Consider the following 15,017-nt stretch of genomic DNA (forward strand, 5'->3'; position numbering starts at 1 on the left):
GAAAACTAATAGTTTATGAAATTACATACACTAAAAGCAACACAAGGTGCACGTAAGCAAAAAACTCGTGTTGGTCGTGGTCATGCGGCTGGCAAGGGAAAACAAGCTGGTCGAGGACAAAGTGGACAAACAAAAAGAAGTACAGTAAGATTAGGTTTTGAAGGTGGGCAATTACCATTATTCAGAAGAATTCCAAAACGTGGTTTTAATAATGTTAACCATGTTGAATATCAAATTGTAAACTTATTTTCATTGCAAAAAAAATTCAATGAAAATGAAATCGTTTCTTATGAAACATTAGCTGCAAAAAACCTAATTAAAGGGAAATTGCCTGTTAAAATTTTAGGAAAGGGAATTTTAACTAAAAAATTAATAGTTTCAATTCCAAATCTTTCGCAATCAGCTAAAGAAGCGATTGAGAAAGCAGGAGGAAAAATCGAGGTTCAATAATGGCTAAAAAAATAAAAGTGGAAAAGGAAATATCTAACAAAAAACTTGAACGTAAATTAGCAATTGACAAGTATTTTGTTAAAAGAAGAAATACGTGATCAGAATGATGAAAAAATCATAATCTTTTCAAAAAGATTTTGTTTACTTTGTTTATTATTGCCCTTTTCTTGGCAGCAGGAACAATTACGCTGCCAGGTGTTGATTTAGCTCATACAGACAAATTGAACCAAGGAGATTTCTTTGGAATCTTAAACTTAGTTGGCGGTGGGGGATTAAGAAGATTTTCGATTGTGGCACTCGGGATTGGACCATTTATTTCTTCATCCTTAGTGATGATGATTTTGCAAACAAAAATCTTCCCCCCAATTTATCGACTAAGTCAATCAGGACCGATTGGTCGAATTAAAATTAATTTTATAACTTATTCAGTGACTTTGTTTTTTGCGATTTTTCAAGCAATTTTAATAACAAGAGCACTGCTTAATCCGACTGATAATTTTGGAATTCGCTTTTCACCAAATATTGCCAAAACAATGGGTGAAACTGGCGCGCTTTTTTATGAGTGATTTATCATTCCATTATTATTAGTTGCTGGATCATTTTTCTCATTATTTTTATCAGAACAAATTACAAATAAAGGTGTGGGGAATGGAACTAGTTTAATTATTTTTGTCGGCATTGCAAGTTCATTAATTCCAACATTTAGACAAGCATTTGAATATTACATGCCATCCGTCAAAAATAATAATGCAATCATTTTAAAAGAAACACTAAATTTTGTTGTTTATTTATTAGCATATTTATTAGTAATTTTCATTGTGACATTTTTTAGCTTAGCTGAAAGAAGAATTCCAATCCAACAAGTTGGTGCTGGATTATCAAAAACTGAAAAAGAATTAAGTTACTTACCAATCAAAGCAAACCCAGCTGGGATTATGTCAGTAATTTTTTCAATGATGATTTTATCACTCCCAACAATGATTGCGAGTTTGTTTAACCCTGATACAAGTCGCTATTACCAATGAGTTTATGCCAATTTACAATTAACCCAACCTCTTGGCTTTTTCTTATTCGTAATCATTACTTTTGGGTTAACAATTTTAATGGGAATCCAACAATCAAAAATTGACAAAATTAGTGAAGATTTTGCCAAAAGTAGTACGTTTATTCCTGGAATTAGACCAGGAGAACAAACAGAGACTTATTTATTAAATGTTGTTTTAAGATTGTCATTCTTTTCAGCTGGTTATTTAATTATTTTGGGCGCGTTGCAATTTATTCAACAAATGTTTGGTATGCCAGCCCCAATTTCATTTGGTGGAACAACAATTATGATTCTTGTTTCAACAGCAATTGAAACAGTACAACAAATTCAAGCAAGATATAAATCACAAGAACTTGCAAGAAAAAGAAGAATGATTAAAGAATTAAAAGAAGTGTATGGAGAGGAAGAAAATCTAATATGATAAAAACATGTTGTCAATGTGAAAATCAAGGCAATAGTATCAAACCAAATTTAATTTTTATTGGCCCTCCAGGAGCTGGAAAAGGTTCGCTTTCAAAATTGATGGTTGAGGAATTTGGTTATCATCAACTTTCAACTGGTGATATGTTTCGTCAAGAAATTAATAACCAAACTGAATTAGGATTAAAAATCAAAAATATTTTGGACTCAGGAAAATATGTTGATGATAGCATTACAAATGCCTTGGTTAAAAAAAGATTAATTGAATTAGTAAAAAACAAAATTCCATTTATTTTAGATGGGTTTCCAAGAACGATTGATCAAGCAAAATTTCTTGAAGAACTAGAAAATCAAGGAATTTATATTGGGAAAGTAATTTTATTAAAAATCTCAAATAAACAAATCATTGATCGTTTATCAAAAAGAAGAATTTGTCCAAATTGCAAAACAATTTATCATCTTGAAGTTTTCCCACCTCTTGATAATAAATTTTGCAAAAAATGTCACACAAAAGTTATAAAAAGAGTTGATGACGAAGAAGAAGTGATTTTGAAACGTCTTGAAATGTATTATGCGCAAACAGAATGTTTAATTGATTTTTATCAACAAAAAAACATCGTTTTAGAAATCAATAGTCATCAAGAATTAAAAGAAGTCTTTTTTGATGTAAAGAAGGTTTTAGGGTGATAAGAATTAAAAATCAAATTGAAATCCAAAAAATCAAAAAAGCCTGTGCAATCTTGGCCGAAGTTAAAAAAATTCTTTGAGACTTCATAAGACCAGGAGTTTCTTTAAAAGAAATTGATAGCGTCGCTTTTAAAGAAATTACGAAACGCGGCGGGAAACCAGCTTTTTTAGGACAATATGGTTTTCCTGCAACTTGCTGCATCTCAGTCAATGAGGAATTAATTCATGGCATTCCTTCGGATTATCTTGTTAAAGAAGGTGATCTTATTAAAATTGACACAGGGGTTATTTGGGAAAATTATTATTCTGATTCAGCTTTTACTAAAGGCGTTGGAAAAATTACCAAAGAAGACCAAGAATTAATTGATGTTGCAAAAGACGCTTTCTATGCCGGATTTAATGCAATTAAGGTTGGCAAAAGAATTGGTGATGTCTCAGCGGCGATTGGGAATTTCATTCGTCAAAAAGGTTATTATACCCCAGATGAATTTTGTGGCCATGGCATTGGGTATCAATTACATGAGGATCCAATGATTCCTAATGATGGCATCCCAAATACTGGACCGATTATTAAAAATGGGATGGTGATTTGCATTGAACCAATGATTTTGCAAAAATCAAAAAAAGTTCAAATCAAAAATGATAATTGAACAGTAATTGATCCATTAGGATTTAATACAGCACATTATGAACAAACAATTTTAATTGATAATGGAGAGGCATATATCTTATCAGGAGATAACATTTAATGGGAAAAAATAAAAAAGAAAATAAAGAAGAAGTGATTAAAATGACTGGTCGCATTATCAAAATGCACTCAACGAAAAATTATGATGTCTTATTAGAAAATGATCAAGAAATCAAAGCATATATCTCTGGAAAAATGGCATTGCATAATATCAAATTAATTCCAGGTGATGTTGTTGATGTAGAAATCAGTCCATTTAACTTAGAATTAGGTCGAATTGTTTTTCGTCATAAGTAATCATTTAAGGAGATAATTATTACAAAATGAAAGTAAGAGCGTCAATCAAACGGATCTGTAAGGACTGTAAAATAATTAAAAGACATGGTGTTAATAGAGTTATTTGCATTAACCCAAAACATAAACAAAGACAAGGATAAAAGGAAATGGCTAGAGTTTTAAATATCGAAATTCCAAATAATAAAAAAGCACGTATTTCTTTAACATATATTTTTGGCATTGGTCCTACATTAGCAAAAAAAATCTTAACTGATGCAAATGTAGATGGCGAAAAAAGAGTTAAAGAATTAAGCGAAGAAGAATTAACACGTATTAGGGATGAAGCTAAAAAATACACAACCGAAGGTGATTTAAGAAGAGAAATTAACTTAAACATCAAACGTTTAATGGAAATTAAATCATACCGGGGCATCAGACATAGAAAAGGTTTACCAGTTCGTGGTCAATCAACAAAGAAAAATGCAAGAACAAGAAAAGGTCCAAGAAAAACAATTGCTGGAAAGAAAGGTAAATAATAATGGCTAAGAAAAATAAAAAAGTTATTACACAAGGTGTCGCACACATTCATTCAACATACCAAAATACCATTGTTTCTTTTGCAGATTTAAAAGGCAATGTTTTTGCATGATCTTCATCAGGTGCAATCGGGTATAAAGGGACAAAGAAAAAAACTCCATATGCAGCAGGTTTAGCAGCCGCTGCCGCAGTTGAAAAAGCTAAAGAATTTGGGTTAAAAGAAGTTTCAATTTTAGTTAAAGGTGTTGGTCCTGGTAAATCAACAGCTAGAAAACAAATTGAAACAAGTGGGTTTAGTATTAAAGATGTTAAAGATGTAACTCCAACACCTCATAATGGTACACGTCCTCCAAAAAAAATTCTTAAAAGAGAAAAATAATTAAACAAAGAAAAAAAGAGGATAATTATGGAAAAAAATCAAAAAATTATATACAAGGAATTAATCGCGGAAAAAATCAATGATTTTAATACAACATTCATTATTGAACCACTTGCGCGTGGCTATGCAAATACAATGGGGACAGTTTTAAGAAGAACACTGTTATCTTCAATTACTTCAATTGCCCCATTTGCAATTAAAATTAATAATGTCGAACATGAATTTCAAACAATTGATGGACTAAAAGAAGATGCAATTACTTTAGTTCGAAACATAAGAAATATTCGTTTTGTTTATAATGAAGAACTTTTTTTAGAAAACAACTTAGCTAAAGTTTCTTTTAAATCAAACAAAGAAGGTGAAATTTATGCTTATGATATTCCTTTAAATTCAGGATTAGAAATTGTTAATAAAGATCAATATATTGCAACAATTGCCAAGGGTGGTTCATTAGAATTTGATTTATTTTTAAGACAAGGCAAAGGATTTATTGATTTTGAAGAAAATAAAAATGTCATTGGGCAATATGGTCCAAGATTAGAATCGACAATTAAAAATGGGCAATTTTTAGCAATTGATAGTGATTTTAGTCCCATCAAAAAATGTGAAATTTCTTTTGAAGAGCTAAATAGTTCATCAAAATTGATTGAAGAAAGACTAAAAATCAAAATCGAAACCGATGGCACCTTGCAAGCTAAAGATGCAATTGAGCAAGCTGCAAAAATTATTGTCGCACATTTTCAAATCATTGGTAATATCAATGCGCTTGAAACACTTGAATTGTTTGAAGATAATAAAGAAAAGAAAGAAAAAGACATTAAAGCATCAATTTCAATTGATAAATTGAATCTAACAATTCGTTCACTAAATGCTTTAAAAAGAGCAAAATATAACACAGTTGAAGAAATTATTAAATTAAGTGATGAAGATTTATCAAACATTAAAAACCTAGGTAAAAAATCAATTGAAGACATTATTCAAAAAAGAAATGAATGACTTGAAAAAATGGGTCAAGCAAACAACAATAATGAAGATTTTATAATCGAATCATTTGATCAAGTGAATAATTTAGATTTAGAAGAGGGAGATAAATAATGGCAAATCCAAAACAAGTATTTCGCAGAAATACAGAATGATGAAACCATATTGAGAGATCTTTAGTTACTGACTTATTAATTAATGGAAAACTAAAAACGACTTTAGAAAGAGCAAAACGCATTCGTTCAAATGCGGAAAAAATGATTACTTTAGCAAAGAAAAACACCCTTTCAACCCGTAGACAAGCAGCAAAATTTTTAAGAAATATTCCATCAAAAAACCAAAATAAAGATTCATTACAATATTTATTTGATGTTTTAGGACCAAAATATGCAACTCGGAATGGCGGATATACAAGAATTATTAAAATCAACAACCGTGCTGGTGACAATGCGAAAATGGCAATTATTAAACTTGTTTAAGATTAAAAATTAATTTAAGATTAAGGAGATAAAAAAATGGCTGTAGTTCCAAAAAGAAAAACTTCGAAGCAAAGAAAAAATTTAAGAAGAAGTCATCATGCCCTAAGTTTAGCAACATTGGTTGAATGTAAACATTGTAAACAATCAATCATTCCGCATCAAGCATGTAAATATTGTGGGTTTTATAAAGATATCAAAGTTCTTAAAAATGCAATTAATGACAAAATCAAATAATTTAGCTTTATATTTAATAAATTTAAAATCATAATCAAATTAAAAATTAACAGCAAGGTCTTAACATGCTGTTATTTTTTTATGCTTTTTTCTTAGTCTTTTTAACTAAAATTAAATTTTTTAAAAAATCTACAAACTTTATTTTATTTATGCTACCATAATATGGTTTCAACCATCTAAGAAAGCAAAAAACAAATAATTTTAAAAAAAATTTCGAGTTTAAACTGCATTTTTAATGCTTGAAATTAAAAAAATAATTTATTTTAAAAAAAATTCAAATTTTTTATTAAAATAATACACGATAGTTCTTTGAAAACTGGATACAAATACCATAACGTCAATTTTAATTTCAATAATTGAAATAATTTTAGATAATAAAAAATAACCAAATCAAATTTTAATTTTTAAGAGTTTGATCCTGGCTCAGGATGAACGCTGGCTGTGTGCCTAATACATGCATGTCGAGCGAGGTTTTTTAAACCTAGCGGCGAATGGGTGAGTAACACGTGCTTAATCTACCCTTTAGATTGGAATACCCAATGGAAACATTGGCTAATGCCGGATACGCATAAAATCGCATGATTTTGTTGTGAAAGGAGCCTTTAAAGCTCCACTAGAGGATGAGGGTGCGGAACATTAGTTAGTTGGTAGGGTAATGGCCTACCAAGACTATGATGTTTAGCCGGGTCGAGAGACTGAACGGCCACATTGGGACTGAGATACGGCCCAAACTCCTACGGGAGGCAGCAGTAGGGAATATTCCACAATGAGCGAAAGCTTGATGGAGCGACACAGCGTGCACGATGAAGGTCTTCGGATTGTAAAGTGCTGTTATAGGGAAAGAAAACTTGGTTGAGGAAATGCTTCCAAGCTGACGGTACCCTGTCAGAAAGCGATGGCTAACTATGTGCCAGCAGCCGCGGTAATACATAGGTCGCAAGCGTTATCCGGAATTATTGGGCGTAAAGCGTTTGTAGGCTGTTTATTAAGTCTGGAGTTAAATCCCAGGGCTCAACCCTGGTTCGCTTTGGATACTGGTAAACTAGAGTTGGATAGAGGTAAGCGGAATTCCATGTGAAGCGGTGAAATGCGTAGATATATGGAAGAACACCAAAGGCGAAGGCAGCTTACTGGGTCTATACTGACGCTGAGGGACGAAAGCGTGGGGAGCAAACAGGATTAGATACCCTGGTAGTCCACGCCGTAAACGATGATCATTAGTCGGTGGAGAATTCACTGACGCAGCTAACGCATTAAATGATCCGCCTGAGTAGTATGCTCGCAAGAGTGAAACTTAAAGGAATTGACGGGGACCCGCACAAGCGGTGGAGCATGTGGTTTAATTTGAAGATACGCGGAGAACCTTACCCACTCTTGACATCCTTCGCAAAGCTATAGAGATATAGTCGAGGTTAACGGAGTGACAGATGGTGCATGGTTGTCGTCAGCTCGTGTCGTGAGATGTTTGGTCAAGTCCTGCAACGAGCGCAACCCCTATCTTTAGTTACTAACGAGTCATGTCGAGGACTCTAGAGATACTGCCTGGGTAACTGGGAGGAAGGTGGGGATGACGTCAAATCATCATGCCTCTTACGAGTGGGGCAACACACGTGCTACAATGGTCGGTACAAAGAGAAGCAATATGGCGACATGGAGCAAATCTCAAAAAGCCGATCTCAGTTCGGATTGGAGTCTGCAATTCGACTCCATGAAGTCGGAATCGCTAGTAATCGCAGATCAGCTACGCTGCGGTGAATACGTTCTCGGGTCTTGTACACACCGCCCGTCACACCATGGGAGCTGGTAATACCCGAAGTCGGTTAGCTAACCTCGGAGGCGACCGCCTAAGGTAGGACTGGTGACTGGGGTGAAGTCGTAACAAGGTATCCCTACGAGAACGTGGGGATGGATCACCTCCTTTCAACGGAGAGTACACATACTTTTGTTATGGAGAAATGATTTGTATCCAGTTTTGAGAGATCTATCTCTCTTTTTGTTCTTTGAAAACTGAATATCGACATTGAAAAATTAAATTATTAATATTTCAAAGTTTAGATCAACCTATAGAATATATCATACAAAAGACAAACAATAGGTCTTATACAACTATTAAACAAGATAAGAGTTTTTGGTGGATGCCTTGGGTCTGAAAGTCGATGAAGGACGTGATTACCTGCGATAAGCCTCGGTTAGCTGGAAATAAGCTTTGACCCGGGGATTTCCGAATGGGGAAACCCAATTGAGCTAATCCTCAATTATCATTTTGATGAATCAAATAGTCAAATGAAGAGACACGCTGTGAATTGAAACATCTCAGTAGCAGCAGGAAAAGAAAATAAAGAATGATTCCCTCAGTAGTGGCGAGCGAAAGGGGAACAGCCCAAACCAACATTCGTTGTTGGGGTTATAGGACTACATTTTAGAGTTTTAAAAAATTTAGACATAGCAGAATAAGTTGGAATGCTTAAACAAAGAGGGTGAAATTCCCGTAAGCAAAATGGCTAAATCTCTTTGTAGTATCCTGAGTAGGGCGGGGCACGTGAAACCCTGTCTGAATTTGCCAGGACCACCTGGTAAGGCTAAATACTAATCAGACACCGATAGTGAACTAGTACCGTGAGGGAAAGGTGAAAAGAACCCCGAGAGGGGAGTGAAATAGATCCTGAAACCAATTACTTACAGTTAGTCAGAGCCCGTTAATGGGTGATGGCGTACATCTTGCAGAATGGACCGGCGAGTTATGTCAACATGCGAGGTTAAGTGGAATAAAGCGAAGCCGTAGAGAAATCGAGTCTTAAGAGGGCGCAAAAATTAGTATGTTGATATAGACCCGAAACCAGGTGATCTACCCATGAGCAGGTTGAAACTTAGGTAACACTAAGTGGAGGACCGAACCGTAGTACGCTAAAAAGTGCCCGGATGACTTGTGGGTAGGGGTGAAATTCCAATCGAACTTGGAGATAGCTGGTTCTCTCCGAAATAGCTTTAGGGCTAGCGTGTAGTGTTAAGTGATGGGGGTAGAGCACTGAATATGGAATGGCGGCGCCTAGCTGTACTGACTATAATCAAACTCCGAATACTATCATGAATTACTATGCAGTCGGTACATCGGTGATAACGTCGATGCACGCGAGGGGAACAACCCAGATCGTCAGCTAAGGTCCCAAAATTGTGTTAAGTGAGAAAGGTTGTGGAGTTTCTTAAACAGCTAGGATGTTGGCTTAGAAGCAGCCATCGTTTAAAGAGTGCGTAATAGCTCACTAGTCGAGAGACTCTGTGCCGATAATTCAGCGGGACTAAAACACAATACCGAAGCTACGGGCATATAAAAATGCGTTAGGAGAGCGTTGTAAGGGCATTGAAGCCAGACTGTGAAGACTGGTGGAGCGCTTACAAGTGAGAATGCCGGTATGAGTAACGATTCAGAGTGAGAATCTCTGACGCCTATTGGGGAAGGTTTCCTGGGCAAGGTTCGTCCACCCAGGGTTAGTCGGGTCCTAAGACGAGGCCGAAAGGCGTAGCCGATGGACAACAGGTTAATATTCCTGTACTTTCTATAAATGTGATGGAGTGACGGGGGAGGATAGTACTACCACTTATTGGATTGTGGGGTAAATAACAACTGGGTTATGTAGGCAAATCCGCATAATTTTAACCGGGAGTTATGATGCATAGTGAAAGGGCGACCAAGTAGCGAATTGGATGATTCCATACCTCTTAAAAAAGCTTCTAACATAAAGTTTATATGAAACCCGTACCAAGAACGGACACACGTCCCCAAGATGAGTATTCTAAGGCGAGCGAGAAAACCAATGTCAAGGAACTCTGCAAATTCATCCCGTAAGTTCGCAAGAAGGGATGCCCACCCTAAAAAGTGGGCCGCAGTGAATAGTAAGGGGGAACTGTTTATCAAAAACACAGCTCTATGCTAAGTCGTAAGACGATGTATATGGGGTGACTCCTGCCCAGTGCCCGAAGGTTAAGCAAAGGTGTTAGCATTTGCGAAGCATTGATGTGAAGCCCGGGTGAACGGCGGCCGTAACTATAACGGTCCTAAGGTAGCGAAATTCCTTGTCGGCTAAATACTGACCTGCACGAAAGGAGTAATTATCTCTTAACTGTCTCGACATTGGACTCGGTGAAATTATGGTTCCGGCGAAGACGCCGGAGACCCGCATCTAGACGAAAAGACCCCGTGGAGCTTTACTATAACTTCATATTGGAGTTTGATTTAACTTGTGTAGGATAGGTGGGAGACTATGATGCTTAAACGCTAGTTTAAGAAGAGTCGCCGTTGAAATACCACCCTTGTTAAATTGAACTTCTAACTTGTTACCATTACCTGGTAAGAGGACAGTGTGTGGTGGGTAGTTTGACTGGGGCGGTCGCCTCCTAAAAGGTAACGGAGGCGTTCAAAGTTACACTCAATACGGTCAGAAACCGTATCAGAGAGCATAAAGGTAGAAGTGTGATTGACTGTGAGACCTACAAGTCGAGCAGGTGCGAAAGCAGGACTTAGTGATCCGGCGGTTCTTTGTGGAAAGGCCGTCGCTCAACGGATAAAAGCTACCCCGGGGATAACAGGCTTATCTTTCCCAAGAGATCACATCGACGGGAAGGTTTGGCACCTCGATGTCGGCTCATCGCATCCTGGAGCTGGAGTCGGTTCCAAGGGTTGGGCTGTTCGCCCATTAAAGCGGTACGCGAGCTGGGTTCAAAACGTCGTGAGACAGTTTGGTTCCTATCTGATGTGGGCGTTGGAATATTGATGAGAGCTACTCTTAGTACGAGAGGACCGGAGTGGACGTACCGATGGTGTTCCAGTTGTTTTGCCAAAAGCATAGCTGGGTAGCCAAGTACGGCAGGGATAACCGCTGAAAGCATCTAAGCGGGAAGCCCCCTCAAAGATGAGTATTCCCTATTAAATTCCTTATAGACTATGAGGTTGATAGGCTGGAGGTGTAAGTATAGCAATATATTCAGCTGACCAGTACTAATAAATTGATTGGTTTAATAGTGATTCTATAGAAGTAATCTAAAAATAAAAAGCGCGATATTCAGTTTTCAAAGAAACAAAAATAAAAAAAATAAAGAACCAAAAATTAAGGTTCTTTTTTTTATTTTCTTTTCATATTTTAATTTAAACAAATCCTGTCTTAAAAATCAATAATAAACAACAATTTTTATTTTTTAATCTTAATCTCTTTTATTAATTTAATTTCATCTTAAACTAAAAAAACTAGACTCCGCAGACTCTAGTTTCAATTATTCAGTGAAATAAGCTTTTTTTGCTTTGGATAAGATATTAACTATGTTAATCCAATTTCTTATTATTTGAAATTGAATCAATAACATTATACTAAAAAAATAAAACTTAAGATAAAAAAATATTTTTTTATTTGATTTTAAGAACTTTTTTGAAATTTAATTGCTTATTTTAAATAAAAAAATCAAAATGATGTTAAAATATTTTCTTGAATAAAGGAAAAAAATGAACTCAAGTTTATACAAAAAAAATTTATATCCTATGATGTTCACAGCTAAGATGGCTGCATTTTTCTTTATGTGAATTATTAATTTCAACAAGAATATTAATATTAAGTGCTTAATCAATAATAATATTCTTGCAGAAATTTTTAAGACCGCTTAAATTTCACACAAGAATTAAAAAATGCAAACAAAACTTTTTTAATTTTTCAATAATTAAAATTTTAAAAAAACTAAAAAATCAAAACAAAAAATAATCAAACTCAAATTTTTAAACAAACTAAAAAGAATAAAATTGAGCATAAAATATTTTTGTTAAATAAATAATTCAAAAAACAAAAAAATTTAGGAAACTAAAATTTAAAAAAACTAAAAAATCACTGAATTTGATCAGTAAATTATTTGTAATTTTGTTACAAGCAAAACATCTAAAAAAAAGAATAAAATAAGTTTTATAATTTTTATATTTCATATTTTTTATTTTATGTAATTTGTCTGATTAAAAAAATTATGAAATATAAAAAATGGAGATTTAAATGAAAAAAATAAACAAATTAGCTTTATTATCAGCCCTCCCATTGTCAGCTGCAGCAATCCCATTAATTGCAGCTTCATGTAATAGTATCAATTTAAAAAGATATGTTTTTGAATATAGTTCTTCTTATTCACCACAAGCATTTGGGCATGATGCTTCAAGATCATATGGTTCATATATTGGTAGTGCTGTCACCCAACACATTTCAGTCGGATTATTAAGATATCAATCACTAAATGAACCTGAAGTTTTCCATCATGATATTAAAAATGCTGAAAATCAAATTACTGATATTAAAACTTACATCACAAAACCATCTTATGTAGTTAAAAAACTAGCGTTAGCATCAGCAATTGTTGTTACTGATAAAGATGGAAAAACAAGTGTATTTGATAGTGATGATTATGATATGTCAGAACAAAAAGCACCAAATGAAGATACAATAGATGGCAAAGTAATTGGGCATTTTCCAAGTCCTTCAATCTTTCTAAAATCAAGTAATCAAAAATCAATCAATAGTAATGAATTTTTAAAAAAATTAAAAGATGCCAAAAAAGTTCAATTCGTTGTACGAAAAGGTGTTTTTTGAGTTGATCAAAATGGTAATAAAACAAAATATGAAGTTCAAGCAAAAGATTTTTATTATTCATGATTAAGAACACAAGCAATCAATGGTACATTTAGACATGGAAATGGTGGAAGTGAACAACTAGACGCTGAAGCACAGGAAGCTTTATCTGATCCATCTTCATCTGCATTCACTGAAAAAGAAGGATATTCAAACGAATATTTATTTACATTATTTGGTATTGATTATGAAAAATTTGGAAAAGAAGAAGAATTCATTCAAAAAGTTGAAACTGATCAATTTAAGGGTGATGAAGCAATTACATTTCAACAACTAGGACAAAGCAAAACTGACTTTGAAAAATTTATTAATGCAACAATCATCAAAGACTATACTTTCATGCCTGCTCCTTCGCAATATATTGATGAAGCAAATGCAAGTTCTGAATTACCAGTTTATGATTACATTGGTAATAAGACTGAAAAATCAAAGAAATTTGAAGAAAAACTAAGAGCAATTGATAAAAAATCAATTGTTTCTAAGGTTGGAGCATATTGATATGGATTGAGTTTAAAAAACACTTTATTCATTGGTCCATATTACATCTTGCCCCAAAAAGGTCAAGAGCTTAGATTGAAAAAGAATCAACATTACTATGATCAAGAATGAGCAAAAAGCAATGATACCGTTGAAGAAATTTTCCAAATTTACAATAGTGACATTGAACCGGATATTTTTACAAGAAGAAGTTTAAACCAATACAAACAAGGTAGACTTTCGCAAATTAGTTTTACTGATCTTAAGCCAAACCAACAATCAGAAATTTTAAAAAATAGGCGTGAATATGGTTTACGTTTCAATCGGGCAATAAATAAAACAAGTCCATTTTATCGTTCAGTTTTACAACCATTTGTTAAACCACTACCTGATAATAATGATGTCTCATTTTATGGGTTTAATGATGCCTTTGCCAAAATAATGTTTGGTGGTACAAGAGATGAATTGAAAAAAGGTACAAATGATCCAAAAGAATATATTTCAGGAACTGGATTGATTTTTAGAACATTGTTTAATGCTGCAATAAACTGAAATGAATTAGCAGCTCAAGCAACAAATGGTCAAGGAATTGCTTGATTGGCAAAAGTTGCTGATGGTTCAGAAATTGGTGGAAAAGATCAAAGTAATTCAAAAATTAAAACTCCTTATGATGTAAGAGAAGAAATTAATTCATTGTTTGCTTTGAAATCAGATGGAACAGGTAAGTTAAAATTTGGAGATAAATTAAATGAAGATTTAAGTCCATTAGAAAATGATGAGGCAGTTAAAAACATTTCAACAAAAATTGATAGGTTAAAATCAGCTGGATTTGAAACTATTAAACAAGAAATGGAAAAATTAATTCAAGAATTTGATAAGAAAAATCCAGAATTAAGTGGAAAAGAGTTTTCATTCCAATACATTTATCCTTTTATTAATATTTCAGCAGGTTATAAAGAAGCATTTGAAAATATCTCAAAAACATTTGAGCAACTTCATCCAAGATTAAAACTTTCAGTATTTCACACTACTAATAAAGACGATCCAAAATTTCAAGCACTTAGAACTGGTGGAGCAAATGCAACAGAATTGGTCTCATGAGGTTATGATTATGATGCAATTGGTTCAGGATATGATGGCTTATCATGAAATGCTAACCTGATTCCAACATTAACATGAATAGCTGCAAATGAAGAAAATAAAAAGAATGAAATTCTTAAACAAAATTATCCAAAAATACATGCACTTGCAAAAGCTATTGTGGAGTGATCAGAAAAAGAAAATACTAAATGAATTGGTTCTGTTCCATTTAAAGAACTTCATTTAGTAAAAAATGATTTTAAAGGTCAACGTTTACCATATACAACATCATTAAAATTTGAAAAGAAGAATGGTTCAACAACATATGAATTAGTAAAAGGGGCTGATGGTAAACCAGAAAAATGAAAATCAGAAAATGGTAAGCAAGCAACTGAAGCACATGCTTGAACAGCACAATTTTGATTAAATTATGTTTCAAGTATAACTAATGAAGAAGCTAAAGAATTGATGAAAGAATTTACTTCATTTTTCAATGTAGATTTTAGTTACAATATCTTCAAACAAAAAAATGAATTTGGTCGTTCACTAATTCAAAAACATTTCATTGTACCCGATGATTCACCAACTGGGGTATCAATGTATTCAGATTGAAAAATAAAATTAGAAAAATAGG

The 15,017-nt window shown here is 33.7% G+C and carries 12 protein-coding genes and 2 rRNA genes; all 14 read left to right on the forward strand.

The window, feature by feature from the left end; all coding sequences use genetic code 4:
• Positions 1–15: 15 nt before the first annotated feature.
• The 14 genes from rplO to D2845_RS06030 all read left to right on the forward strand — a co-directional run bounded on the left by rplO (position 16) and on the right by D2845_RS06030 (position 15,016).
• Positions 16–450, forward strand: coding sequence for a 50S ribosomal protein L15 (rplO, locus tag D2845_RS00800; RefSeq protein WP_002881093.1), 435 nt, complete (start codon positions 16–18; stop codon positions 448–450).
• Positions 450–1,919, forward strand: coding sequence for a preprotein translocase subunit SecY (gene secY / locus D2845_RS00805; protein ID WP_110858299.1), 1,470 nt, complete (start codon positions 450–452; stop codon positions 1,917–1,919). Before rplO ends, secY begins: the two co-directional genes overlap by 1 nt.
• Positions 1,913–2,605, forward strand: a complete 693-nt coding sequence (locus D2845_RS00810) for an adenylate kinase (RefSeq protein WP_110858298.1) — start codon at positions 1,913–1,915, stop codon at positions 2,603–2,605. The genes secY and D2845_RS00810 overlap by 7 nt, the downstream gene beginning before the upstream one ends.
• Positions 2,599–3,351 (forward strand): type I methionyl aminopeptidase, encoded by a 753-nt coding sequence (gene map, locus D2845_RS00815; RefSeq protein WP_110858297.1) that lies wholly within the window; start codon positions 2,599–2,601, stop codon positions 3,349–3,351. Before D2845_RS00810 ends, map begins: the two co-directional genes overlap by 7 nt.
• Positions 3,351–3,587 (forward strand): translation initiation factor IF-1, encoded by a 237-nt coding sequence (gene infA, locus D2845_RS00820; RefSeq protein ID WP_002881083.1) that lies wholly within the window; start codon positions 3,351–3,353, stop codon positions 3,585–3,587. Before map ends, infA begins: the two co-directional genes overlap by 1 nt.
• Positions 3,588–3,613: 26 nt before the next feature.
• Positions 3,614–3,727 carry a 50S ribosomal protein L36 gene (gene rpmJ, locus D2845_RS00825; RefSeq protein WP_002881082.1) on the forward strand — a complete coding sequence of 38 codons (114 nt, stop codon included), beginning with the start codon at positions 3,614–3,616 and terminating at the stop codon, positions 3,725–3,727.
• A 6-nt stretch (positions 3,728–3,733) separates the two neighbouring features.
• Entirely contained in the window at positions 3,734–4,102 is a 369-nt protein-coding gene (rpsM, locus tag D2845_RS00830) for a 30S ribosomal protein S13 (RefSeq protein ID WP_002881081.1), read from the forward strand.
• Between the two features lie 2 nt (positions 4,103–4,104).
• Positions 4,105–4,482 carry a 30S ribosomal protein S11 gene (rpsK, locus tag D2845_RS00835; RefSeq protein ID WP_002881080.1) on the forward strand — a complete coding sequence of 126 codons (378 nt, stop codon included), beginning with the start codon at positions 4,105–4,107 and terminating at the stop codon, positions 4,480–4,482.
• 27 nt (positions 4,483–4,509) lie between these two features.
• Positions 4,510–5,577: a DNA-directed RNA polymerase subunit alpha gene (locus D2845_RS00840; protein ID WP_110858296.1), complete on the forward strand. Its 1,068-nt coding sequence runs from the start codon at positions 4,510–4,512 to the stop codon at positions 5,575–5,577.
• Complete coding sequence (gene rplQ, locus D2845_RS00845) at positions 5,577–5,942, forward strand: 50S ribosomal protein L17 (RefSeq protein ID WP_110858295.1); 366 nt, start codon at positions 5,577–5,579, stop codon at positions 5,940–5,942. Before D2845_RS00840 ends, rplQ begins: the two co-directional genes overlap by 1 nt.
• Positions 5,943–5,978: 36 nt before the next feature.
• The gene (gene rpmF, locus D2845_RS00850) at positions 5,979–6,176 is read left to right on the forward strand and encodes a 50S ribosomal protein L32 (protein ID WP_002881076.1); all 198 of its coding nucleotides are present in this window, start codon (positions 5,979–5,981) and stop codon (positions 6,174–6,176) included.
• A gap of 400 nt (positions 6,177–6,576) precedes the next feature.
• A 16S ribosomal RNA gene (locus D2845_RS00855) occupies positions 6,577–8,097 on the forward strand.
• Positions 8,098–8,283: 186 nt separating this feature from the next.
• A 23S ribosomal RNA gene (locus D2845_RS00860) occupies positions 8,284–11,194 on the forward strand.
• Together the 16S and 23S rRNA genes form the textbook arrangement of a ribosomal RNA operon.
• A 1,005-nt stretch (positions 11,195–12,199) precedes the next feature.
• Entirely contained in the window at positions 12,200–15,016 is a 2,817-nt protein-coding gene (locus D2845_RS06030; RefSeq protein WP_110858176.1) for an OppA family ABC transporter substrate-binding lipoprotein, read from the forward strand.
• The last annotated feature ends 1 nt before the right edge of the window (position 15,017 follow it).

Source organism: Metamycoplasma alkalescens, assembly GCF_900476125.1.
GTDB lineage: Bacteria > Bacillota_I > Bacilli_A > Mycoplasmatales > Metamycoplasmataceae > Metamycoplasma > Metamycoplasma alkalescens.